Below are 23971 nucleotides of genomic sequence, written 5' to 3' on the forward strand. Positions count from 1 at the left end.
CTCAGGGCACAGCGAGCTCGAACCCGCGGACCACGACCTCGCCACCCCCTGCGATGCGCGCGTGGTGGAAGACGGCGAACCGGTAGCCCATGAAGAACTGCCACGCGCTGTCGAGGGCGAACTCCGGTCCGAGCGGCACGAACGTCGCGCCGTCCGTGCTGTACGCGAACGTCGCGACGCCGTGGTCCGGGCGGATGTCGGCGTGGGCGCGCAGCCAGACGCGCGGCCCGGTCAGGTCCACGGCAGCGCGCTCGGTGCCCGTGCTCGTCGTCTCCCAGGTGCCGGCGTCCATCGTCAGGCCGTCCCTCATCACGACCCTCAGGCCGTCACGCGCGCGCTCCACGCCGATCCACGCCGACGTCTGCCGCAGCATCGCGAGCCCCGCCACGTCCCCGTCCGTCATGCCGGCGACGTCGAGCTCGACGGTCGCCGTGGACGTCGGCCCCTGGATGCGGCGGGTCAGCGTGTTGCGCGCGGCGTAGAGGTCGTCCGTCACCGTGGCGGTCCGCAGGTGGAGGCCGTCGCCGACGCGGAAGCGTTCCGGGTCGGGGTTGTGGTTCCACTCCCACTGCGGCCCGAGCGAGTCGCCCTCGAACACGTCGAGGCCGGTCATCGGCGCGACCGCACGGTCGGTCGCGATCGGGGGCGCGGGGTACGTGGCGCCCCACCGTCCGTCGACCGTCACGAGCTCGGGCCACCCGTCGTCGGTCCACCGGACCGGCGCGAGCGTCGGCATCCGGCCGCCGGGGTAGGCGTCGGTGAACGCGACGTACCACCAGTCGCCCTCGACGGTCTCGACGAGGCCGCCCTGGTGCGGCACGCCGCCGCCTGGCACGGGACCGGGCAGGTCGAGCAGCACCTCGCGCAGCTCGTACGGGCCGAACGGCGACGCGGCGCGCGCGACGAACTGGCCGTTGGCGGGGCGCGTCAGCCAGAGGTAGTACCAGTCGCCGCGGCGGTAGAGACGCGCGCCCTCGAGCACGCCGATGCTCGCGGGCGTCTCGAGCACGACCTGGGCGCGCACCTGGCCGGTCAGGTCCGGCGTGAGCTCGGCGACGCTGATCGTCGTGTTGCCGTACGCGACGTAGACCGCGCCGTCGTCGTCGAAGAGCAGGCCCGCGTCGTAGTAGACGTGCTCGAGCCGCGCGTGGCGCGTCCACGGCCCGTCGACCGCCGGCGCGCGGTACACGTACGTGCGGTCGAACTCGACCTGGCCGAGCCACCAGAACGTGCCGTCGGACGCACGGTGCGCGAACGCGGACGCCCAGATGCCGCGCACGTACGCCTGGCCGCCCACCAGGTCGTACGCGTCCGAGTCGAAGTCGAGCCGCGGCACGCTGTGCCCCGCGTGCTCCCAGTGCACCAGGTCGTACGAGCGCAGGATCGGCGCGCCCGGCGAGTAGTGCATCGTCGACGCCGAGTAGTAGTACGCGTCGCCGACCCGGATCACGTCACCGTCGGCGAAGTCCTGCCAGACGACGGGGTTGCTGAACGTCGCCCGGTCGCCGTCGACCGGGCTGCTCGCGTCGGCCATCTAGATGTTGAACCCCAGCGCGCGCATCTGCTCGCGTCCGTCGGACGTGATGCGCTCCGGACCCCACGGCGGCATCCACACCCAGTTGATGCGGAACCCGTCGACGAGCCCCTCGAGGGCCTGCGCGGACTGGTCCTCGATGACGTCGGTCAGCGGGCAGGCCGCCGAGGTGAGCGTCATGTCGATGACGGCGGTGTTCGTCTGGTCGATCACGACGCCGTAGACGAGGCCGAGGTCGACGACGTTGATGCCGAGCTCGGGGTCGATGACGTCCTTGAGGGCCTCCTCGACGTCGGCGACGTTCGCGGCGGATTCGATGCTCATGCGTCCTCCCGGGCGCCGGACTTGATGAGTGCGTCGTTGAGCGCGGTCCAGCCGAGGAGCGCGCACTTCACGCGGGCGGAGAACTTGCCGACGCCCGTGAAGGCGTTGGCGTCGCCGAGCTCGTCCTCGGCTGCCTCGTCGTCGAGCCCCGCGCCCCTGGACTGCATGAGCGCGCGGAACGTCTCCGCGAGGTGGTCGACGTGCGCGAGGTCCTGGCCGACCACGAGGTCGTGCAGCACGGAGATCGAGGCCTGAGAGATCGAGCAGCCCTGACCCTCCCACCGGACGTCGTCCACGACGCCGGACGCGACGTCCACCTGCAGCGTCACCTCGTCGCCGCACGTCGGGTTGACCTGGTGCGACTGGCCGTCCGCCCTCGCCCCGAGGCCCCGCCCGTGCGGGAACTTCGCGTGGTCGAGGATCACCTGCTGGTACAGCTGCTCCATCGAGCTCGTCATGCGCCACCTCCCAGACCGAAGAACGGCCGGACCCCCGCCAGTGCTTCCCGGAAGACGGCGATCTCCTCGTCCGTCGTGTAGACGGCGGCGGTGGCGCGGGCCGTCGCGGCGACGCCGAACCGGCGGTGCAGCGGCTGCGCGCAGTGGTGGCCGACGCGGACGGCGACGCCCGCGTCGTCGAGCACCTGTCCCACGTCGTGCGCGTGCACGCCGTCGACCACGAACGAGACGGCGGCGAGCCGGTCCCGGGTGTCCGTCGGACCGATCACACGCACGCCCGGCACGGACGCGACGGCGTCGAGCAGCAGGCCCGCGAGGTGGTGCTCGTGCGCGGCGACGGCGTCCATGCCCAGCTCGGCCAGGTACGTCGCGGCGGCACCCATGCCGACGGCCTGCGAGACCATCTGCGTGCCCGCCTCGAACCGCTGCGGCGGCGGCGCGTAGGTCGTCTCCGTCATCGTGACGACCTCGACCATCGAGCCGCCGGTCGTCACGGGCGGCATCGCCTCGAGCAGCTCGCGCCGGCCGTACAGCGCGCCGACGCCGGTGGGGCCGAGCATCTTGTGGCCCGAGAACGCGGCGAAGTCGACGCCGAGCGCGTGCAGGTCCACGGGCAGGTGCGGCACCGACTGGCACGCGTCGAGCACGGTGAGCGCGCCCACGCGCCGCGCCGCGGCGACGAACGGCGTGACGTCGGTGATCGCACCGGTCACGTTCGACGCGTGCGTGAACGCCACGACCCGCGTGCGGTCCGTGACCGCCCCGTCGAGCTCGTCGAGCCGGAGGCGGCCGTCGTCGTCGACCCCGATCCACCGGAGCGTCGCGCCCGTGCGGAACGCGAGCTCCTGCCACGGCACGAGGTTCGCGTGGTGCTCCGACTCGGTCACGAGGAGCTCGTCGCCGGGCGCGAGCGCGAACCGGCGGGCGGCCTCTCCCCCGCGGCCCAGCGTCGCGTTCGACAGCGCGTAGGCGACGAGGTTGATGCCGGCGGTCGCGTTCGACGTCCAGACGAGCTCGCCCGGCGAGACGCCGACGAACGACGCGACGCGCGCCCGCGCGTCCTCGAACGCCTCCGTGGCCTCCTCGGCGAGCTGGTGCGCGCCGCGGTGCACGGCCGCGTTGCGCTGCACGTAGAAGTCCTGCTCGGCGTCCAGCACGACCTCGGGCTTCTGCGACGTCGCGCCGGAGTCGAGGTACACGAGCGGCCGCCCGTCGCGCAGCGTGCGCTCGAGCAGCGGGAAGTCGGCGCGGACCGCGGCGAGCTCGGCGGCGCCGAGCGTGCGCGGCGTTCCGAGGTCGCTCGGTGCGTCGATGGTGCTCGTCATGCTCCCTCTCCCTCCGGCGGCGCTGCGGCCGTCGAACGACCCGACGACGTGCGGCCCGGGCGGCGGACGTCCCCGCCCGAGCCGGTCGTGTCAGGCGACCGAGCTCGTCAGGAACCGGTCGTAGCCCTCGTTCTCGAGGCGGTCGGCGAGCTCCGGCCCGCCCTCCTCGGCGACCTTGCCGTCGACGAAGACGTGCACGAAGTCGGGCTTGATGTAGCGCAGGATGCGCGTGTAGTGCGTGATGAGCAGCACGCCGACGTCCGAGTTCTCGCGGACGCGGTTCACGCCCTCCGACACGATGCGCAGCGCGTCGACGTCGAGGCCCGAGTCGGTCTCGTCGAGGATCGCGAAGCGCGGCTTGAGGAGCTCCATCTGGAGGATCTCGTGGCGCTTCTTCTCGCCGCCCGAGAAGCCCTCGTTGACCGAGCGCTCCGAGAACGCCGCGTCCATCCGCAGGTTCTCCATGGCCGTCTTGACGTCCTTGACCCACGTGCGCAGCGCGGGCGCCTCGCCGTCGATGGCCGTCTTGGCGGTGCGCAGGAAGTTCGACACCGACACGCCCGGCACCTCGACCGGGTACTGCATGGCGAGGAACAGGCCGGCGCGGGCCCGCTCGTCGACGGTGAGCGCGAGGACGTCCTGGCCGTCGAGCGTCACGGTGCCGGACGTGATCTGGTACTTCGGGTGGCCGGCGAGCGAGTACGCGAGCGTCGACTTGCCGGAGCCGTTCGGGCCCATGATCGCGTGGGTCTCGCCGCTGCCGATCGTCAGGTCGACGCCGCGCAGGATGGGCTTGGCGCCCTCCTTGGTCTCGACGCTGACGTGCAGGTCGCGGATCTCCAGGGTGGCCATGTGGGGTTCCTTCCGGGGGAAAGCTTGAGTCAGAGGGGCGTGTCGACGTCGACGAGGACGCGCTCGCCGTCGATCGTCACGGGATAGACAGGGACCGGCTTGATGGCCGGCGGGGACAGCGGCTTGCCGGTGCGCAGGTCGAAGCGCGAGCCGTGGAGCCAGCACTCGACCGTGCAGCCCTCGACCTCGCCGTCGGACAGCGAGACCTGGCCGTGCGAGCAGATGTCGCTGATCGCGTGCAGCTCGCCGTCCTCGTCGCGGACCATCGCGACCTCGACGACGCCGCCGTCGACGCCGTCGAGCTCGACGCGGAGCGTGCCCCCGACGGGGACGTCCGAGTCGAAGCAGGCCAGCTGTGCGGTCATGCGTGCTCCGTCGTGACACCGACCTCGGAGCCCTCGACGGCGACCGGGGTCGAAGCGGTCAGCTCCGACATCGAGGCCTCGAGCTCCTTCTCGATCGACGCGATGAGCCGCTCCTCGACGCTCGGCACGCCGATCTCGTGGATCAGCTCGGCGAAGAAGCCGCGCACCACCAGGCGGCGGGCGTCCGTCTCCGGGATGCCGCGCGCCTGCAGGTAGAACAGCTGCTCGTCGTCGAACCGGCCGGTCGCCGACGCGTGGCCCGCGCCCTCGATGACGCCCGTCTCGATCTCGAGGTTCGGCACCGAGTCGGCCCGCGCGCCGTCCGTGAGGACGAGGTTGCGGTTGAGCTCGTACGTGTCGGTGCCCTCGGCGGCCGCGCGGATCAGCACGTCGCCGACCCACACCGTGTGCGCGCCCTCGCCCTGCAGCGCGCCCTTGTAGGTGACGCGGCTGACGCAGTTCGGCACCGCGTGGTCGACGAAGAGACGCTGCTCCTGGTGCTGGCCGGAGTCGGCGAAGTACAGACCGAGCAGCTGCACGCTCGCGCCCTCGCCGACGAACTCGACGTCCGGCGTCACGCGCACGACGTCGCCGCCGAGCGTCACGACGATGTGCTTGACCGTCGCGTCGCGGTCGACCCGCACGCGGTGCGACGCGGCGTGCACGGCGCCGTCGCTCCAGTCCTGCACCGACACGACCGTCAGGTGCGCGCCGGCGTCGGCGACCACCTCGACCGTCTCGGCGAACGTCGCCGAGCCGACGTGGTCGATCACGACGACGCCCTGCGAGTGCTGCTCGGCATGCACCAGCACGTGGCCGGCCGTCGCCTCGGGCAGCGTGCCCTCGACACGCACGACCGTGACGTCGGACGCCACGACCTCGCGCGGGATCGTCACGACGGTCGCGCGGTGGTACGACGCCCACGCGGTGGCGGCGGTGCGGTCGCCCGGGCGGCCGGCGCGGCCGAGCCGCTCGTCGCCGCGGTCGACCAGCTCGACGCGGACCTCGGGCGCGTCGACGACGGCCGTCAGCACGCCGTGGCCCGAGAGCACGCCGTCGGTGTCGGCGGCGAACAGCGGCGCGAGGCGGTCGACCGGCGAGAAGCGCCACTCCTCCTCGCGGCCCGTCGGCACCGGGAAGTCGGCGACGTCGAAGCTCGTCCGGCGCGCGGCGCGCGACGACTGCGGCACCCCGCCGACGCCGTGGGTGTGCGCCCCGTCGGCGACGGCCCGCGAGTGGTCCGTCGACAGCCCGGTCTCGTTCGTGGTGGTCGTCATCAGCCGACGGCCCCTTCCATCTGCAGCTCGATGAGGCGGTTCAGCTCGAGGGCGTACTCCATGGGCAGCTCGCGCGCGATGGGCTCCACGAACCCGCGCACGATCATCGCCATGGCCTCCGTCTCCGGCATGCCTCGGGACATCAGGTAGAACAGCTGGTCCTCGCTGACGCGCGACACCGTGGCCTCGTGGCCCATCGACACGTCGTCCTCGCGGACGTCGACGTACGGGTAGGTGTCCGAGCGCGAGATCTGGTCGACGAGCAGTGCGTCGCAGAGCACGTTGGACGCCGAGTGCGAGGCGCCCTCGAGGATCTGCACCAGCCCGCGGTACGACGTGCGGCCACCGCCGCGCGCCACCGACTTCGACACGATCGACGACGACGTGTGCGGCGCCGCGTGCACCATCTTCGAGCCCGCGTCCTGGTGCTGGCCCTCGCCCGCGAACGCGATCGACAGCGTCTCGCCGCGCGCGTGCTCGCCGAGCAGGTAGATCGCCGGGTACTTCATGGTGACCTTCGAGCCGATGTTGCCGTCGACCCACTCCATCGTCGCGCCCTCGGCGGCGGTCGCCCGCTTCGTCACGAGGTTGTAGACGTTGTTCGACCAGTTCTGGATGGTCGTGTACCGGACGCGCGCGTTCTTCTTGACGATGATCTCGACGACGGCGCTGTGCAGGGAGTCGGACGAGTACACCGGCGCGGTGCAGCCCTCGACGTAGTGCACGTACGAACCCTCGTCCGCGATGATCAGCGTCCGCTCGAACTGGCCCATGTTCTCCGTGTTGATGCGGAAGTAGGCCTGCAGCGGGATCTCGACGTGGACGCCCGGCGGCACGTAGACGAACGAGCCGCCCGACCACACCGCGCTGTTGAGCGACGCGAACTTGTTGTCGCCGACGGGGATCACCGAGCCGAAGTACTGCTCGAAGATCTCCGGGTGCTCGCGCAGGCCCGTGTCGGTGTCGAGGAAGATGACGCCCTGCTCCTCGAGCGACTCCTGGATCTGGTGGTAGACGACCTCGGACTCGTACTGGGCCGCGACGCCCGCGACGAGGCGCTGCTTCTCCGCCTCGGGGATGCCGAGCCGGTCGTACGTGTTCTTGATGTCCTCGGGCAGGTCGTCCCAGCTCGCCGCCTGCTTCTCGGTCGAGCGGACGAAGTACTTGATGTTGTCGAAGTCGATGCCCGACAGGTCCGCGCCCCACCACGGCATGGGCTTCTTCTCGAACAGCCGCAGCGCCTTGAGGCGGGTCTTCAGCATCCACTCGGGCTCACCCTTGAGGGCCGAGATCTCGCGGACGACGTCCTCGTTCAGGCCGCGCTTGGCGGTCGCGCCGGCGGTGTCCTTGTCGTGCCAGCCGTAGGTGTAGTTGCCGATGGACGCGATCGTCTCGTCCTGCGTCAGCGGGCTCAGCGGTTCGGTGGGTGCACTCATCGTGTCGGTCCTTCCGGGGACGACGTGGGGGCGGTGGAGCGAGTGATCGTGGGGATGCTGGTGGTGCAGACGTGACCGCCCGAGGCCAGCGTGGACAGCCGCTGCACATGGACGCCGAGGAGGCGTCCGAACGCCCGGGTCTCGGCCTCGCACAGCTGGGGGAACTGGTGGGCGACCTCCTGCACCGGGCAGTGGCCCTGGCAGAGCTGGATCGCGTAGTTGCCGGGCACGGGTCGCGCGGTCGCGGCGTACCCCTCGGCGGTGAGGCCGTCGGCCATCGCCTGCGCGCGCTGCGCGACGTCGGCGCCGTCGAGCTGGCGCAGGACGTCGGCGAGGTGCGCCTCGAGCGCGTGGACCCGCTCCTCCGCGAAGCCGGCGACGGCCTCCTCGCCGATCGTGGCGGCCAGGTAGCGCAGCGCCTCGGTCGCGAGCTCGGAGTAGCGCTGCGAGAGCGCCGCCTGACCGCGGCTCGTGACCACGTAGTGCCGGGCCGGACGACCCCGCCGTGCCGGGCCACCGGCCGGCCCGTCGTGCAGGGCGATCTGCTCGGTGGAGAGCAGCACACCGAGGTGCCGGCGGACCCCGGCCGGGGTCAGGTCCAGGCGCTCCGCGAGGTCCGGGGCGGCGATCGGCCCGTCCGTCGCGACGAGGCGCAGCAGGCGCTGGCGCGTGCTGGCGTCGGAGGCCGCGTCGGGCACGTCGGTCACGGCACGCTCGGCGACGGGCAGCGTCGCGCTCATGCACACCTCCGCGGGACCTCGGTGAGAGCTGACCGGTACCGGGCGACTGACCGCACCATCGGCACCGACATTTGGCAACATCGTCGTTGCCGAAATCCATCCACGCAAGCAAGGCGACCCTTGCCCGGGCCGTTTGCCCGGGTCTCGCCGCACGCTCGTGACGAACGGCACACGGGCGCCGACGCGCTACCGTGACCCCGCTCGTCCGCGAACGTTCTCCACCCGCCCCACCTGCCCCGACGAGGAGGCCGCGCATGCCCGCACGCCGCGCGCACGCCCTCGCCGGTGCGGCCGCTGCGATCGCGCTCGCGCTCGGCGGGTGCTCGCTGCTCGGCTCGTCGGCCGAGGACTCCGGCGGGTCGTCGACGCCGGGTGCGCTGGCGGCCGCCGCGGGCGCCGCCGGTGACGCGGCGGAGGCACAGACGACCGGCTCGCCCACCGCGAGCCCGGCCGACCCGCCGGCGGGCGCGGCGGCGCCGACGGGTGCGACCCCCGCGGAGCTCGCGCAGATCGACGACCCCGACGCGCTGCTGGTCGTCGTCAACAAGCGTCGTCCGCTGAAGCCGCGCAGCTACAGGCCGGACGTCGTGTCCGTCGGCTACGGCCGCACGCTGCGCCCCGACGCCGCGGACGCGCTCGTGGCGCTCATGCACGCGGCCGGCAAGGACGGCGTGCCCATGTACCCGAGCAGCGGGTACCGCTCGTACGCCGAGCAGGTCACGACGTATGCCGGCTGGGCCGCGAAGATGGGCCGCGCCAAGGCCGACGTGCTCTCGGCGCGCGCCGGCTACTCGGAGCACCAGACCGGCCTCGCGGCCGACATGCGCCCCTCGACCGGCACCTGCCGCGCGTACTCGACCTGCTTCGGCGACACCCCGCAGGCGGCGTGGCTCAAGAAGCACGCCGTCGAGTTCGGCTTCGTCATCCGGTACGAAGCCGGCCAGACAGCCGTCACCGGGTACGACCCCGAGCCGTGGCACCTGCGGTACGTCGGGAAGACGTTCGCCGCGAGGTACGCGGCGTCGGGCGCCCACAGCCTGGAGGAGTACTTCGGCCTGCCGGCCGCGCCCACCTACTGAGGCGGCGCGAGCCCACGCTCGAGCGTGACGAGCGTCGAGCCTGCGGCCTCCTCGGCGCGACGACCCTCGTCGGCCCTCGCCGCTAGGGTCGCCGCATGATCCGGACGCTGGCCGTCGAGGGGTACCGCAGCCTGCGCTCCCTGACGCTGAGCCTCGACCGGCTCACGGTCGTGACCGGCGCCAACGGCTCCGGCAAGACGAGCCTCTACCGCGCGCTCCGCCTGCTCGCCGACGTGGCGCGGGACGGCGCGGTCTCGTCGTTGGCGCGGGAGGGCGGCATGCGCTCCGCGGTCCACGCCGGCGAGCGCGGGCCCGGTCCGGTCGCGATCCGGCTCGGGTTCGCGACCGAGGACCTCTCGTACGCGGTCGACCTCGGGCTGCCGCAGCTGGGCCCCTTCACGCTCGACCCGGAGATCAAGTCGGAGGTCGTCTGGGCCGGCGAGGTGCTCCGACCGTCGACGATCCTGACGGAGCGCACGGGGTCGCGGGTCCGCACGCGGCGCGACGACGGTGCGTGGGCGACGATCCCGCTGACGCTCGACGACCACGAGTCGGTCATGGCGCACCTGGCCGACCCGGGCGCGACGCCGGACCTGTTCGCGCTGCGCGAGCAGGCGCGGCGCTGGCGGTTCTACGACCACCTGCGCACCGACGCCGACGCTCCCGCCCGCCGGCCAGGCGTGCCCACGTTCACGCCCGCGCTGGCACCCGACGGCGACGACCTCGCCGCGGCGCTGCTCACGATCGACCGCACCGGTGACGCGGCCGGCCTGGCGGCGTCGGTCGACGTGGCCTTCGCGGGCTCGCGGATCCGCGTGACGGAGACCGAGGAGGGCGCGTGCCTGCTCGCCATGACGCAGCCCGGCCTGCGACGGTCGCTGTCCGCCGCGGAGCTCTCCGACGGCACGCTGACGTTCCTGCTCCTCGCCGCGGCGGCATTCGCGACGCGGCCGCCCGACCTCCTGGTCCTCAACGAGCCCGAGTCGAGCCTGCACCCCAGCCTGATGCCGGCGGTCGCCGCGCTCGTGGCGAGGGCCGCCGAGCGCTCGCAGGTCCTCGTCGTCACGCACGCCGACGAGCTGGGGCGCGCGCTCCGCCAGGCCGACGCCACGGCGATCGAGCTGGCGAAGGCCGGCGCCGTCACGTCCGTCGCCGGCGCGGGGCTGCTCGACGGCCCGGCCTGGAGCTGGCCGAAGCGCTGACGCCACCGGCGAGCGGCCGCACGTGGCGTCGCTCACGTCCGCCCCTCACGGGCGGGCCGCCTTCCCCCGCCGTCCTAGACTCCCGAACCGTGCCAGCCACGTCCGCCGTCGAGATCAGCGGTCTCGTCAAGAGGTACGACGGGCGACCGGTCGTGGACGGCCTGGACCTCGTCGCGGCGCGCGGCCAGGTGACCGCGGTCCTCGGCCCGAACGGCGCCGGCAAGACGACGACCGTCGAGTGCTGCGAGGGCCTGCGGACCGCCGACGACGGCCAGGTGCGCGTGCTCGGGCTGGACCCCGTGGGCGACGCCCGCGCGCTGCGGCCGCGCGTCGGCGTGATGCTGCAGGACGGCGGGCTGCCGACCGCGGTGCGCGCCCGCGACGTGCTCGCGCACGTGGCGCGCATGTACGCGGCGCCTCGGCCGGTCGCCGAGCTGACCGAGCGCCTCGGCATCGACGCGTTCGCGGGCACGACCGTCCGGCGCCTGTCGGGCGGCCAGCGTCAGCGGCTCGCGCTCGCCGCCGCGATCGTCGGCCGGCCCGAGGTCGTCTTCCTCGACGAGCCGAGCGCGGGCATGGACCCGCAGTCGCGGCGCGTCGTGTGGGACCTCGTCGCCGAGCTGCGGGACGAGGGCGTCGCGGTGCTGCTGACCACGCACCTCATGGACGAGGCCGAGCGGCTCGCGGACCGTGTCGTCGTGGTGGACCACGGCCGCGTCATCGCGCAGGGCACGGTGCCCGAGCTCGTCGCCTCCGCCGACGACCGGACGCTGCACCTCGTCACGACGCCCGACCTGCCGGTCGCCGAGCTCACGGCAGCTCTGGGCGGCCCGTTCGCCGTCGAGGAGCGCGCGGCAGGGTCGTACACGGTCGCGGGGCCCGTCGAGGCCGCCACGGTCGCCGCGCTCACCGCGTGGCTGGCGGACCGGGGCGCCCTCGCCACCCGCCTCACCGTCGGCCGCCGCACGCTCGAGGACGTGTTCCTCGACCTGACCGGCAGGGAGCTGCGATGACGACCACGAACCCCGCGCCGTCCACGGCCGCCCCCGCCTGGCGGCGCATCGCGGCGCAGACGGGCTTCGAGACCCGCGCGATCCTGCGCAACGGCGAGCAGCTGCTCGTCACGATCGTGATCCCCGTCCTCGTGCTCGTCGGCCTGACGAAGGCCACCTCGGTCGAGCTCGACACCGGCGGCCACACCCGCGTCGACTTCCTGACGCCCGGCGTGCTCGCGCTCGCCGTGATGACGTCGTCGTTCACGTCCCAGGCGATCGCGACCGCCTTCGACCGCCGCAACGGCGTCCTGCGCCTGCTGTCGACCACTCCCCTCGGCCGCGGCGGGCTGCTCGCGGGGAAGGTCGTCGGCGTGCTCGCCGTCGCGGTGCTGCAGGTGGTCGTCGTCGGGGCCACGGCGTTCGCGCTCGGCTGGCACCCGCACGCCGCCGGGTTCGGCCCGGCCGTCCTGGCGCTCGTGCTGGGCGCTGCGGCGTTCACGTCGCTCGCGCTCGTCGTCGCGGGGACGCTGCGCGCCGAGGCCGTGCTCGCGCTGGCGAACCTGCTGCTCCTCGCGCTCGCACTGGCCGGCGGCATCGTCGTGCCGGCCGACCGGCTCCCGCCCGGGCTCGCGCACGTCGCGTCGCTCCTGCCGTCCGGCGCCCTCGGCGACGCGGTCCGCGGTGCGCTGCTGGACGGGTCGCTCCCGCTGGGACCGGTGCTCGTGCTGGTGCTCTGGACGGCGGTGCTCGGCGGTCTGGCCGCCCGCCTGTTCCGCTGGCACTGACCCCTCCCGGCCGGCCCGTCCGGCGGTGTGACGAGCCTCGCCGTCCGGTGGTCCGGTCGGCCCGCAGGGCGCTCGTAGGCTGGTCACCGTGAGCTCCGCACCCGTGACCGCCGCGCGCCCGACGAAGCCCGCGCCGTGGCGCGTCCGGTTGCACGACGCGGTCGCCCGGTGGCGCGAGCGGTGGACCCTCGCGGCGGTGACCGCGAACCTGCTCGGCCAGATCGTCATCGTCGGCACCGGCGGCGCGGTCCGCCTCACGGCGTCCGGCCTCGGGTGCTCGACGTGGCCGCAGTGCACGCCCGGTCAGTTCACGCCCGAGGTGCACGACGCGACCTCGTTCCACCCGTTCGTGGAGTTCGGCAACCGCACCGTCTCTGTCCTGCTGATGGTCGTCGCGGTCGCCGTCGCCGTGCTCGTGACGGGCGACCGCCGCCGGCCGAGGTCGTACCGCTGGCTCGGCCTCGTCCCGGTGATCGGCGTCTTCGTGCAGGCCGTCGTCGGCGGCCTCACCGTGCTGTTCGACCTCAACCCGGTGCTCGTGTCGAGCCACATGCTCATCTCGATGGGGCTCGTGGCGCTGTCCATGTGGCTGCTCGTGCGGGCACGGGAGGGGGACGAGCCGCCCGTCGCGCTCGTCGACCGCTCGGTGCGCACGCTCGAGCACGCGCTGTGGGCTCTGGCCGTCGTCGTCCTCGTGCTCGGGGTCGTGACGACCGGCGCGGGCCCGCACTCGGGCGACGAGCAGGTCGGCTACCGCTACGCCGTCGACCCGTACACGGTCGCGAAGGTCCATGCGGCGTCGGTGTGGCTGTTCGTCATCGTGCTGGCGGCGATGCTGTGGCGGATGTGGCGCACCGGCGTGCGCGACCGCCCGTGGACCGTCGCGCTCGTGCTCGCCGGGCTGACGCTCGGCCAGGGAACGATCGGGTACGTGCAGCTCTACACCGGCCTGCCGATCGCGCTCGTCAACCTGCACCTCGTGGGCGCGGCGTGCCTGACCGCGGGCGTCGTGTCGGTGACCGGCGCGCTCCGCACGCGCGGGCCCCGGATCACCCGCGCCGACGCGGTCGTCGCCCCCTGACGTCGGACCGGGACGCCGGCGCCCCGGTCCGGGTCGGACCCCCGAGCGAGGAGGACGTGCGCGTGCAGCAGACCGCCGTCGAGCAGCGGCACCTCGACGCGATGTACGCGCGCCTCGACGCGGAGCAGGCGCGCCTCGCCGCCGAGGTGGGCGAGGTCCAGCGGGACGCCTCGGACGACCTGCGCGAGGTCCGGCTCGCCCTGCTGAACCGGCGGTCGGCCACGCTGCGTGCGGCGGACCACCACGTCTGCTTCGGCCGGATCGACCGCACCGACGGTACGGCCCTGCACCTCGGGCGCGTGGGTCTCACCGGCGCCGACGGCGAGGCGCTCCTCGTCGACTGGCGCGCCGACGCCGCCCGTCCGTTCTACGCGGCGACGCCGGCGAGCCCCGAGGGCCTGCGCCGCCGACGCCACCTGACGTCGAGCGGCCGCACGGTCACCGGAGTGAGCGACGAGCTGCGCGACGGCAGCGCGCCCGGGCCGGACGACGTCGTCGGCGACGGCCCGCTGCTCGACGCGCTCACGGCACGCCGCACCGGCCGCATGGCCGAGGTCGTCGCGACGCTGCAGGCCGAGCAGGACGCGGTGGTCCGCTCACCCCACCGCGGCGTGACGGTCGTCGAGGGCGGGCCCGGCACCGGCAAGACGGTCGTCGCGCTGCACCGCGCGGCGTACGTGCTCGCGATGTTCGACGAGGCGCGCGCCGACGGGGTCCTCGTGCTCGGCCCCAACCCGCGGTTCCTCGACCACATCTCCGAGGTGCTGCCCTCGCTCGGCGAGAACGACGTGGTGCTCAGCACCCCGACGGCCCTCCTGTCCGACGATCTCGCCGCGAGCATCGGTCGCGCGGTGCCGAGCGCCACCGCGCGCGCTCACCGGCGGCTCGGCTCGGCCCGCCAGGCGACCCTCGTCGCGGACGCCCTCCGGGCCCGGCAGGCGCCGGTCGGCACGCTCACGGTGCTCATCGACGGCGACCGCATCACGCTCGACGCCGCCACGCTCGCCGAGATCCGTGCGACGGCGCAGGCCTCCGAGCTGCCGCACAACCAGGCACGCGACCTGTTCCGGGAGCTCGTCGCCGACGCGCTGGCGGACGAGGTCCAGCTCCGTGCCCGCGTGTTCCTGGCGCGCATGGACGAGGACATGGAGGTCCTGACGGGCGGCCTCGACGTCGAGCGGGCGGTCGCGTCCGACCTCGCACGGCTCGGCTACGCGGCCGACGAGGGCGGCGCGTACGGCCACCGAGCCGCGGTCGCCGAGCTGGACCCGCAGGCGCTCCGCGAGGCGCTCGTCGACGACCCCGCGGTCGACGCCGCGGTCGAGCGAGCATGGCCGCGGCTGACCCCCGCCGACGTGGTTGCCGACGTCGTCCCCGGCGTGCGCCGCTGGACGGATGCGCACCTGCCGCTGCTGGACGAGGCTGCGCACCTGCTCGACGGCCCGCCGGAGCGGACGTTCGGGCACGTCGTGGTCGACGAGGCGCAGGAGCTGACGCCGATGCAGTGGCGCGCGGTGCTCCGGCGCTGCCCCGCGCGGAGCATGACGATCGTCGGCGACCTCGCGCAGGCGGGCCCCGCGACCGCCGCGACGACGTGGCGCCAGGCGCTGGGCGACGTCGCGCGTCACGCCGAGGTCCGCACGCTCACCGTCTGCTACCGCACCACGGCCGAGGTGCTCGCCGAGGCCGAGCCCCTCCTCGCGTCCATCGCGCCGGACCAGCCCCGCTCGCGCGCGCTCCGTACGGGCCCCCCGCCGCGGCACAGCCACGCCGCGGGCGCCCTCACGGACGCCGTGCTCGCGGAGGCCGGTCGTGAGGCGACGGCGGGCGGCCTGGTCGGGGTCGTCGCTCCCGACGACGTCGCCGACGCGCTGGCCTCAGCCCTCGCCGGGGTCGACGGTGTGCGCGTCGTGCCGGTCTCCCAGGTGCGGGGCCTCGAGTTCGACGCCGCGATCGTCGTCGACCCCGTCGGCATCCGCGCGGCTCGCGAGAGCGGCGACCGCGATCTGTACGTCGCCCTGACGCGACCGACGTCGCGGCTCGTCATCGTCGAGCCGCAGCCGCCCGCCTCGCCGGCGTGACGTCCCGCGCGGGACGGCGCGCCCGCGTCTAGCGTGGGCTCGCGCGACCTCCCCGGGGTCGCGCACCCGCACGGCCGCGGCCCGCCGCGACCGCACCCGCATGGCCGCGGCCCGCCGCGACCCCGCATCCGTCACCGGCGATGGAGGCACGATGACCGAGATCCACAAGGGCCTCGCAGGCGTGGTCGTCGACACGACCGCGATCTCGTCGGTCGACCCCGAGACGAGCACGCTGCTGTACCGCGGATACCCCGCCGACCAGCTCGCCGAGCACTGCTCGTTCGAGGAGGTCGCGCACCTGCTCTGGCTCGGCGAGCTCCCGACGCCCGACGAGCTCGCGGACCTCCAGACCCGTGGCCGCTCGTACCGCGCGCTGCCGGCGGAGGTCGTCGAGGCCGTGCTCGCGCTGCCGACGACCTGCCACCCGATGGACGTCGTGCGCACCGCCGTGAGCGTGATCGGCGCGCACGACCCGACCGCCGAGGACCCCTCGCGCGAGGCGAACCTCGCCAAGTCGCTGCGCCTGCTCGCGCAGCTGCCCGGCGTCGTGGCGCTCGACCAGCGGCGGCGTCGCGGCGAGGAGCCGGTGCCCGCGCGGGACGACCTCGGCTACGCGGAGAACGCGCTGTGGATGACCTTCGGCGAGGTGCCCGACCCGGTCGTCGTCCGGGCGTTCGAGGTGTCGATGATCCTGTACGCCGAGCACTCGTTCAACGCGTCGACGTTCACCGCTCGCGTCATCGCATCGACGCTCGCCGACCTGCACTCGGCCGTCACGGGCGCGGTCGGCGCGCTCAAGGGTGCGCTGCACGGGGGCGCGAACGAGGCCGTCATGGCGACGTTCGCGCAGATCGGCTCCGCCGACCGAGCCGCGGAGTGGCTCGACGGCGAGCTCGCCGCCAAGCGCAAGGTCATGGGGTTCGGGCACCGCGTCTACAAGAACGGCGACTCCCGCGTGCCGACCATGCGGCGCGCGCTCGACCGGCTCGTCGACCACTACGACCGACCCGACCTGCTCGAGCTGTACGTCGCGCTCGAGCAGGCGATGGCCGACCGCACCGGGATCCTGCCCAACCTCGACTACCCGACCGGACCGGCGTACAACCTGATCGGCTTCGACACCCCCACGTTCACGCCGCTGTTCGCCGCGAGCCGCGTGGTCGGGTGGACGGCGCACGTCATGGAGCAGCTCGGGTCGAACGCGCTGATCCGGCCGCTCAGCCAGTACGACGGCCCGCCGCGCCGCGAGCTCCCCGCCGCGCGCGCCGACTAGCCTCGGCTCGGCGCCGACGTCCCTGCACGCCGGCGCGAGCCCGCCGCACCGACGCTGCGGCCCGACCCGGACGGAGGCGCATGCCCCGCACCCACCACCTGCGCGTCCACCCGAGCGCCGACCGGCTCCCCCGCGCCGACCAGCTCGCGTGGGCGATCGCCGAGCTCGCAGCCGACCCGGTGCCCGTGCCGGACGACGTCACCGCGATGATCGTCAACCGCGTCATCGACAACGCGGCCGTCACGGCGGCGTCGCTGACCCGTGCCCCCGCGGCGGCAGCGCGCGCCCAGGCGCTCGCCCACCCGCACCCGGGCGGCAGCCGGCACGGCGCGACGGTCTCCGGTGTCGAGCCCGGCGTGCGGGTCGCACCCGAGTGGGCCGCGTGGGCCAACGGCGTCGCCGTCCGCGAGCTCGACTTCCACGACACGTTCCTCGCGGCGGACTACTCGCACCCGGCCGACAACATCCCGCCACTGGTCGCGGTCGCGCAGCACACAGGCCGGACGGGTGCCGACCTGGTGCGGGCGATCGCGACGGCGTACGAGGTCCAGGTCGACCTCGTCCGGGCGATCAGCCTGCACAAGCACCGCATCGACCACGTCGCGCACCTCGGCCCGTCGGTCGCCGCGGGCCTCGGCACGCTCCTCGGGCTGCCGCCCGAGGTGACGTTCCACGCGGTGGGCCAGGCGCTGCACACCACGACGGCGACGCGGCAGTCCCGCAAGGGCGAGATCTCGAGCTGGAAGGCGTACGCGCCGGCGTTCGCGGGCAAGGTCGCGATCGAGGCCGTCGACCGCGCCATGCGGGGCGAGACGTCGCCGAACCCGATCTGGGAGGGCGAGGACGGCGTGGTCGCGTGGCTGCTCGACGGGCCGGACGCGTCGTACGACGTCCCGCTGCCGGGCGCGGGCGAGCCGAGGACGGCGATCCTCGACACCTACACCAAGCAGCACTCCGCCGAGTACCAGGCGCAGGCGCTCATCGACCTCGCCCGCCGGCTGCACCGCGAGCGCCCCGACCTCGCGGACCCGGCGAACGTCGCGTCGATCCTCATCCGTACGTCGCACCACACGCACCACGTGATCGGCTCGGGCGCGAACGACCCGCAGAAGTACGACCCGACGGCGTCGCGCGAGACGCTCGACCACTCGATCCCGTACATCTTCACGGTCGCGCTGCAGGACGGGACGTGGCACCACGTCGACTCGTACGCGCCCGAGCGTGCCGGCCGCCCGGACACGGTCGCGCTGTGGCACAAGGTCACGACGACCGAGGACCCCGCGTGGACCGCCCGCTACCACGCGGCCGACCCGGCCGAGCGCGGCTACGGCGGCCGCGTCGAGGTCACGACGACGAGCGGCGAGGTCGTGGCCGCCGAGCTCGCGGTCGCCGACGCGCACCCGCTCGGCGCGCACCCGTTCGCACGCGACGACTACGTCGGCAAGCTCCGGACGCTCGCCGTCGGCGCTCTCGACGACGCCGAGGTCGACCGCTTCCTCGACGTCGCGCAGCGGCTGCCGGACCTGCGGCCCGACGAGCTCGGGGGCCTCACGGTCGTCGCGCGCCCCGGCCTTCTCGACGCGAGCTCCACGCCTGAAGGGCTGTTCTGATGCTGTACGCGACCACGCCGGCGGCCGACAAGCGCCGCATCTTCCGCGACGCGCTCGCGTCCGGCCGCCTGCTCCGCCTGCCGGGGGCGTTCAACCCGCTGTCGGCGCGCCTGATCGAGAGCAAGGGGTTCGACGGCGTCTACGTCTCGGGCGCGGTCCTGTCCGCCGACCTCGGGCTGCCCGACATCGGCCTGACGACCGCGACCGAGGTCACCGCGCGCGCCGGGCAGATCGCGCGCATGACGAACCTGCCCGCGCTCGTCGACGCGGACACCGGCTTCGGCGAGCCGATGAACGTCGCGCGCACGGTCCAGGGGCTCGAGGACGCGGGCCTCGCGGGGTGCCACATCGAGGACCAGGTGAACCCGAAGCGCTGCGGGCACCTCGACGGGAAGGACGTCGTCGACGACGAGACCGCGCTGCGCCGCATCCGTGCCGCGGTCGACGGGCGGCGCGACCCCGACTTCCTCGTGGTCGCCCGCACCGACGCGCGCGCGGTGATGGGGCTCGACGCGGCGATCGACCGTGCGCGTGCCCTGGTGGACGCGGGTGCCGACGCGGTGTTCCCCGAGGCCCTCGCCGGTCCCGAGGAGTTCGCGGCGTTCCGCGCCGCGCTCGACGTGCCGCTCCTGGCGAACATGACGGAGTTCGGCAAGGGCCGGCTCCTCACCGCGCAGCAGCTGACCGACCTCGGCATGAACATCGTGATCTACCCGGTCACGCTGCTGCGACTCGCCATGGGGGCCGCGTCCGCGGGCCTCGACGAGATCCTCGAGTCGGGCACGCAGGAGGGGCTGCTCGACCGGATGCAGACCCGGGCGCAGCTCTACGACCTGCTCGACTACGCGGCCTACGGCCACTTCGACGAGGGCGTCTTCAACTTCCGCCTGTAGCGAAGCCGCGGCGATCCGGCCGGAAACCGTCTTGGGGTGTGTCAGAGGTCACATCTAGCCTCGCAACCATGACCGACGCGATCGTGGCCAGAGGACTGGTCAAGAAGTACAAGGACGTGACGGCGCTCGACGGCGTGGACCTCGTCGTGCCCACGGGCTCCGTGCTCGGGCTGCTCGGCCCGAACGGGGCGGGCAAGACGACGACCGTGCGCATCCTCACGACGCTCCTGCGGCCGGACGCGGGCAGCGCCGAGGTCGCGGGGGTCGACGTGCTGGCGCGGCCGTCCGCCGTGCGCCGCAAGATCGGCCTCTCGGGCCAGTACGCGGCCGTGGACGAGTACCTCACGGGGTACGAGAACCTCGAGATGGTCGGGCGGCTCTACCACCTCGGCCGCAAACGAGCGCAGGCGCGGGCGCGCGAGCTGCTCGCGTCCTTCCGGCTCGAGGACGCCGCGGACCGGCCCGCCCGCACCTACTCGGGCGGCATGCGTCGCCGCCTCGACCTGGCCGGTGCGCTCGTCGCCGACCCACCGGTGCTCTTCCTCGACGAGCCGACCACCGGGCTCGACCCGCGCGGCCGCACGGACATGTGGGACGTGATCCAGACGCTCGCGAAGGGCGGCACCACCGTCATGCTCACCACGCAGTACCTCGAGGAGGCCGACCTGCTCGCGGACGAGATCGTCGTCATCGACCACGGTCGCGTCATCGCGCAGGGCACGTCGGACGAGCTCAAGCGCCAGGTCGGCGGCGAGCGCCTCGAGCTGGTCGTGCAGGACGCGACGCGGCTGGCGCGGGCGCGCGAGGTGCTCGAGCCGCTGGGCGTCGGGACGCCGACGGTCGACGAAGGACGCCGCGCGTTCGTCATGCCCGTCTCGGGCGGACCCGAGGTGCTGTCGGAGGCGCTGCGCCGGCTCGAGGCCGAGCAGATCGGGCTCGACGACGTGGGGTTGCGGCGGCCGACGCTCGACGACGTGTTCCTGGCGCTGACGGGACGCGCGACGCAGGAGGACGAGAACGATCAGCTGGAGACGAGCGGAGCCCGCCGATGAGCGCCCTGACGGTCCTGAGCGACGCCAACGTCGTCGCGAAGCGGAACATCATCAAGATCAAGCGCGTGCCGGACCTGCTGGTCTTCACGACGCTCTCGCCGATCATGTTCGTGCTGCTGTTCGCGTACGTGTTCGGGGGCGCGATCTCCGTGCCGGGCGGCGACGCCGATCCCGAGCTCTACCGCGAGTACCTCATGGCGGGCATCTTCGCCCAGACCGTCATCTTCGGCGCGACGATCACGGGCGCCGGCCTGGCGGAGGACGTCAAGAAGGGGATCATCGACCGGTTCCGGTCGCTGCCCATGGCACCGTCCGCCGTCCTCACGGGCCGCACGCTGTCCGACGTCGTGAACAACGTCCTGGTGCTGATCGTCATGTCGCTGACCGGCCTGCTGGTCGGCTGGCGGATCCACACGTCGTTCTGGGAGGCCGCCGGCGGCTACCTGCTGCTCATCCTGTTCGCGTACTCCATCTCGTGGGTGTTCGCGTGGATCGGCATGCTCGTGCCGAGCCCCGAGGTCGTGAACAACGCGAGCTTCATCGTGATCTTCCCGCTCACGTTCATCGCGAACACGTTCGTGCCGCTCGAGAGCCTGCCCGGCCCGCTGCGGACGATCGCGGAGTGGAACCCGGTCTCGACGGTGACGCAGGCGGCGCGCGAGCTGTTCGGGAACATCCCGCCCGGCACGCCGAAGCCGACGGGCTGGCCGCTGCAGCACCCCGAGCTCTACACGAGCATCTGGGTCCTGGTGTTCCTGGTGGTCTTCGTGCCGGTGGCGAACGCGCAGTACCGCCACTCGACGAGCCGGTGAGCCCAGCGACGCGCCCCGACGACGTGCCGGGCCGGGTGGGCCGGCTCGGCCCGTCCGCCCGGCCCGGCGCCGGCGAACGGCACCACCCGGCGTCAGGCGTGCCCGTCCTGCGCAGCTGGCGCGGCTGGATCCGCACCGAGGACCGCGACTCCTACCGCGCCTACCTCGAGCGCACCGGCCTGCGCGAGTACCGCGAGACGCCCGGGAACCTCGCGGCGGCGCTGCTCTATCGCGACCTCGACGGCGGCCGCACGGAGGTCCGCACGATCTCCCTGTGGAGCTCGCGGGCGGACATCACGGCGTTCGCGGGCGAGGACATCGGCGCCGCGGTGTTCTACCCGGAGGACGACCGGTACCTCGTCCAGCGCGAGACCAGGGTCGCGCACCTCGACGTGGCATGGGCCGAGCCGGCGGCCGGGCCCGAGGCGTCGTCAGGGCTCGCTCGGCCCACCGACGGCCGCCCCGACGCCTGACGCGTCAGCCCTCGACGGGCGCGAGGGTTCCCCACCCGCGGGCGCGCGCCGCCGCTGCGGCGAGGATGCCCGTCACCGCGGTCGGGCTCTGCAGCCGTCCGGTGAGCGCGGCCTCGACCGCGTCGTCGAGCGGCACCCAGACCGGCACCATCCCGGCCTCCTCGTCCACCCGCTCGTACCGCTCGCCGTCGGGCACCGGTGTGAGGCCGCGTGCCAGGAAGACGACGATCCGCTCGTCCGAGCCGCCCGGCGTCGTGAAGAACTCCACCAGGCGCCACCACGAGGCCGCGCGCAGGTCGGCCTCCTCGGCGAGCTCTCGCACGGCGGCCGCGACCGGCGGCTCGCCGTCGACGTCGAGCAGCCCCGCGGGCGGCTCCCACAGCTCGGCGCGCGCCGGGTGCCGGTACTGCGAGAGCAGCAGCACCCGGTCGTCGTCGTCCAGCGCGACGACCGCGACCGCACCCGGGTGGTCGACGTACTCGCGGACCACCTGGCTCGCGCCGAGGTCGACGGTGTCGCTGACCAGGTCCCACACCCGCCCCCGGTGGAGCAGCGTGTGCTCCACCACCGGGTGCTCGGTGGGGCGGTCCGCGACCGTCACGAGGCCCGCTGCTGCTCGAGCGCCGCGCCCACCAGGCCCGCGAACAGCGGGTGCGCGCGGTTCGGGCGCGACTTGAACTCGGGGTGCGCCTGCGTCGACACGTAGTACGGGTGCACGTCGCGCGGCAGCTCGACGAACTCGACGAGCGACCGGTCCGGCGACACCCCCGAGACGACCAGGCCGGCCTCCTCGAGCTTGTCGCGGTACGCGTTGTTCACCTCGTACCGGTGGCGGTGCCGCTCGGAGACCTTCGTCGACCCGTAGACCTCGGCCACGATCGAGCCGTCCGCGAGCACCGCGTCGTACGCACCGAGCCGCATCGTGCCGCCCAGGTCGCCGGCGCCGCCGACGATCGCGAGCTGCTCCTCCATCGTGGCGATCACGGGGTAGGCGGTGTCCTCGTCGAACTCGGACGACGACGCGCCCTCGAAGCCGAGCACCGTGCGCGAGTACTCGATGACCATGCACTGCAGGCCGAGGCAGATGCCGAGGGTCGGCACGAGGTTCTCTCGCGACCAGCGCAGCGCCCCGAGCTTGCCCTCGATGCCGCGCACGCCGAAGCCGCCGGGGATCAGCACCGCGTCGACGCCCTCGAGCGCGAGCCGCGCGCCCTCGGGCGTCGCGCAGTCGTCCGAGCGCACCCAGCGGATCGTGACCTTGGCGTCGTGGTGGAACCCGCCCGCGCGCAGCGCCTCGGTCACCGAGAGGTACGCGTCCGGCAGGTCGATGTACTTGCCGACGAGCGCGACCTCGACCTGGCTCGACGGCTCGTGGACGCGGTGCAGCAGCGCGTCCCAGCCGCTCCAGTCGACGTCGCGGAACGGCAGGCCCAGTCGCTGCACCGCGTAGGCGTCGAGGCCCTCGGCATGCAGCACACGCGGGATGTCGTAGATCGACGGCGCGTCCTTGGCGGTGACGACGCCCTCGACGTCGACGTCGCAGAACAGCGCGATCTTGCGCTTGGTGCCCTCCGGGACGTCCCGGTCGCAGCGCAGGACGATCGCGTCGGGCTGGATGCCGATCGAGCGCAGCGCGGCGACCGAGTGCTGCGTCGGCTTCGTCTTGAGCTCGCCCGACGGGCCGATGTACGGCACGAGCGAGACGTGCAGGAAGAAGACGTTGTCGCGGCCGAGGTCGTGGCGGACCTGGCGGGCGGCCTCGAGGAAGGGCTGCGACTCGATGTCGCCGACCGTGCCGCCGATCTCCGTGATGATCACGTCGACCTCGTCGGACGCCTGCGCGCGCATGCGCTCCTTGATCGCGTCCGTGATGTGCGGGATGACCTGCACGGTGTCGCCGAGGTACTCGCCGCGACGCTCCTTGGCGATCACGTGCGAGTAGACCTGGCCGGTCGTCACGTTCGCCGAGCCCACGAGGTTCACGTCGAGGAACCGCTCGTAGTGGCCGACGTCGAGGTCCGTCTCGGCGCCGTCCTCGGTGACGAAGACCTCGCCGTGCTGGAACGGGTTCATCGTGCCCGGGTCGACGTTGAGGTACGGGTCGAGCTTCTGCATCGTGACCCGAAGGCCGCGGGAGCGGAGGAGCCGGCCGAGGCTGCTCGCCGTCAGGCCCTTGCCCAGAGAGGAGGCGACGCCCCCCGTGACGAAGATGTGCCGGGTCGTGGAGTCCGACCGCCCGGAGAGTCGATGCGCGCGCTCTGTCACGGGGTTCCACCCTATCCGACGATCCGGAACTACTGCCGGGACCTTGGGGTGAGTCGGGC

The 23971-nt window shown here is 73.5% G+C and carries 23 protein-coding genes; 12 read left to right on the forward strand and 11 right to left on the reverse strand.

Annotated elements, in window-relative coordinates; genetic code table 11:
• Window position 1: 1 nt before the first annotated feature.
• The 9 genes from QRT04_RS16200 to QRT04_RS16240 form a co-directional block, all read right to left on the reverse strand.
• The gene (locus tag QRT04_RS16200; protein WP_289456689.1) at window positions 2-1534 is read right to left on the reverse strand and encodes a glycoside hydrolase family 43 protein; all 1533 of its coding nucleotides are present in this window, start codon (window positions 1532-1534) and stop codon (window positions 2-4) included.
• Window positions 1535-1858 carry a metal-sulfur cluster assembly factor gene (locus QRT04_RS16205; protein WP_289456690.1) on the reverse strand — a complete coding sequence of 108 codons (324 nt, stop codon included), beginning with the start codon at window positions 1856-1858 and terminating at the stop codon, window positions 1535-1537.
• Window positions 1855-2316: a Fe-S cluster assembly sulfur transfer protein SufU gene (sufU, locus tag QRT04_RS16210; protein ID WP_289456691.1), complete on the reverse strand. Its 462-nt coding sequence runs from the start codon at window positions 2314-2316 to the stop codon at window positions 1855-1857. Before sufU ends, QRT04_RS16205 begins: the two co-directional genes overlap by 4 nt.
• Window positions 2313-3641, reverse strand: coding sequence for a SufS family cysteine desulfurase (locus QRT04_RS16215; protein ID WP_289456692.1), 1329 nt, complete (start codon window positions 3639-3641; stop codon window positions 2313-2315). Before QRT04_RS16215 ends, sufU begins: the two co-directional genes overlap by 4 nt.
• Before the next feature lie 90 nt (window positions 3642-3731).
• Window positions 3732-4493 carry a Fe-S cluster assembly ATPase SufC gene (gene sufC, locus QRT04_RS16220; RefSeq protein ID WP_289456693.1) on the reverse strand — a complete coding sequence of 254 codons (762 nt, stop codon included), beginning with the start codon at window positions 4491-4493 and terminating at the stop codon, window positions 3732-3734.
• 29 nt (window positions 4494-4522) lie between these two features.
• Complete coding sequence (locus QRT04_RS16225) at window positions 4523-4858, reverse strand: non-heme iron oxygenase ferredoxin subunit (protein WP_289456694.1); 336 nt, start codon at window positions 4856-4858, stop codon at window positions 4523-4525.
• Window positions 4855-6135, reverse strand: a complete 1281-nt coding sequence (gene sufD, locus QRT04_RS16230) for a Fe-S cluster assembly protein SufD (protein ID WP_289456696.1) — start codon at window positions 6133-6135, stop codon at window positions 4855-4857. Before sufD ends, QRT04_RS16225 begins: the two co-directional genes overlap by 4 nt.
• Complete coding sequence (sufB, locus tag QRT04_RS16235) at window positions 6135-7571, reverse strand: Fe-S cluster assembly protein SufB (protein WP_289456697.1); 1437 nt, start codon at window positions 7569-7571, stop codon at window positions 6135-6137. Before sufB ends, sufD begins: the two co-directional genes overlap by 1 nt.
• On the reverse strand, window positions 7568-8311 hold the full coding sequence (locus QRT04_RS16240; protein ID WP_289456699.1) for a helix-turn-helix transcriptional regulator: 744 nt from the start codon (window positions 8309-8311) through the stop codon (window positions 7568-7570). Before QRT04_RS16240 ends, sufB begins: the two co-directional genes overlap by 4 nt.
• A gap of 254 nt (window positions 8312-8565) precedes the next feature.
• On the opposite strand from QRT04_RS16240, the gene QRT04_RS16245 reads away from it, so the two are divergent.
• The 12 genes from QRT04_RS16245 to QRT04_RS16300 all read left to right on the forward strand — a co-directional run bounded on the left by QRT04_RS16245 (window position 8566) and on the right by QRT04_RS16300 (window position 21647).
• The gene (locus tag QRT04_RS16245) at window positions 8566-9390 is read left to right on the forward strand and encodes a M15 family metallopeptidase (RefSeq protein WP_289456700.1); all 825 of its coding nucleotides are present in this window, start codon (window positions 8566-8568) and stop codon (window positions 9388-9390) included.
• A 95-nt stretch (window positions 9391-9485) separates the two neighbouring features.
• Entirely contained in the window at window positions 9486-10592 is a 1107-nt protein-coding gene (locus QRT04_RS16250; protein ID WP_289456701.1) for an AAA family ATPase, read from the forward strand.
• Window positions 10593-10681: 89 nt separating this feature from the next.
• A complete protein-coding gene (locus QRT04_RS16255) occupies window positions 10682-11605 on the forward strand; it encodes an ABC transporter ATP-binding protein (protein WP_289456703.1) in 924 nt (307 codons plus the stop codon).
• Window positions 11602-12372, forward strand: coding sequence for an ABC transporter permease (locus tag QRT04_RS16260; RefSeq protein ID WP_289456704.1), 771 nt, complete (start codon window positions 11602-11604; stop codon window positions 12370-12372). The genes QRT04_RS16255 and QRT04_RS16260 overlap by 4 nt, the downstream gene beginning before the upstream one ends.
• A gap of 88 nt (window positions 12373-12460) precedes the next feature.
• On the forward strand, window positions 12461-13453 hold the full coding sequence (locus tag QRT04_RS16265) for a COX15/CtaA family protein (protein WP_289456705.1): 993 nt from the start codon (window positions 12461-12463) through the stop codon (window positions 13451-13453).
• Between the two features lie 62 nt (window positions 13454-13515).
• Window positions 13516-15534, forward strand: a complete 2019-nt coding sequence (locus QRT04_RS16270; protein WP_289456706.1) for a HelD family protein — start codon at window positions 13516-13518, stop codon at window positions 15532-15534.
• A 151-nt stretch (window positions 15535-15685) separates the two neighbouring features.
• Window positions 15686-16807, forward strand: a complete 1122-nt coding sequence (locus tag QRT04_RS16275; protein ID WP_289456707.1) for a bifunctional 2-methylcitrate synthase/citrate synthase — start codon at window positions 15686-15688, stop codon at window positions 16805-16807.
• 80 nt (window positions 16808-16887) lie between these two features.
• Entirely contained in the window at window positions 16888-18417 is a 1530-nt protein-coding gene (locus QRT04_RS16280; protein ID WP_289456709.1) for an MmgE/PrpD family protein, read from the forward strand.
• Window positions 18417-19310 (forward strand): methylisocitrate lyase, encoded by an 894-nt coding sequence (gene prpB, locus QRT04_RS16285; RefSeq protein WP_289456711.1) that lies wholly within the window; start codon window positions 18417-18419, stop codon window positions 19308-19310. The genes QRT04_RS16280 and prpB overlap by 1 nt, the downstream gene beginning before the upstream one ends.
• 68 nt (window positions 19311-19378) lie before the next feature.
• A complete protein-coding gene (locus QRT04_RS16290) occupies window positions 19379-20362 on the forward strand; it encodes an ATP-binding cassette domain-containing protein (RefSeq protein WP_289456713.1) in 984 nt (327 codons plus the stop codon).
• Window positions 20359-21174: an ABC transporter permease gene (locus tag QRT04_RS16295; RefSeq protein WP_289456715.1), complete on the forward strand. Its 816-nt coding sequence runs from the start codon at window positions 20359-20361 to the stop codon at window positions 21172-21174. The genes QRT04_RS16290 and QRT04_RS16295 overlap by 4 nt, the downstream gene beginning before the upstream one ends.
• Window positions 21171-21647 carry a hypothetical protein gene (locus QRT04_RS16300; RefSeq protein WP_289456717.1) on the forward strand — a complete coding sequence of 159 codons (477 nt, stop codon included), beginning with the start codon at window positions 21171-21173 and terminating at the stop codon, window positions 21645-21647. Before QRT04_RS16295 ends, QRT04_RS16300 begins: the two co-directional genes overlap by 4 nt.
• Before the next feature lie 4 nt (window positions 21648-21651).
• On the opposite strand, the gene QRT04_RS16305 is transcribed toward QRT04_RS16300, so the two are convergent.
• On the reverse strand, window positions 21652-22248 hold the full coding sequence (locus QRT04_RS16305) for an NUDIX domain-containing protein (RefSeq protein ID WP_289456719.1): 597 nt from the start codon (window positions 22246-22248) through the stop codon (window positions 21652-21654).
• A complete protein-coding gene (locus tag QRT04_RS16310; protein ID WP_289456721.1) occupies window positions 22245-23912 on the reverse strand; it encodes a CTP synthase in 1668 nt (555 codons plus the stop codon). The genes QRT04_RS16305 and QRT04_RS16310 overlap by 4 nt, the downstream gene beginning before the upstream one ends.
• Window positions 23913-23971 lie beyond the last annotated feature (59 nt).

Origin of the sequence: Cellulomonas alba, assembly GCF_030362835.1 — a bacterium.
Taxonomy (GTDB): Bacteria; Actinomycetota; Actinomycetes; order Actinomycetales; family Cellulomonadaceae; genus Cellulomonas; species Cellulomonas alba.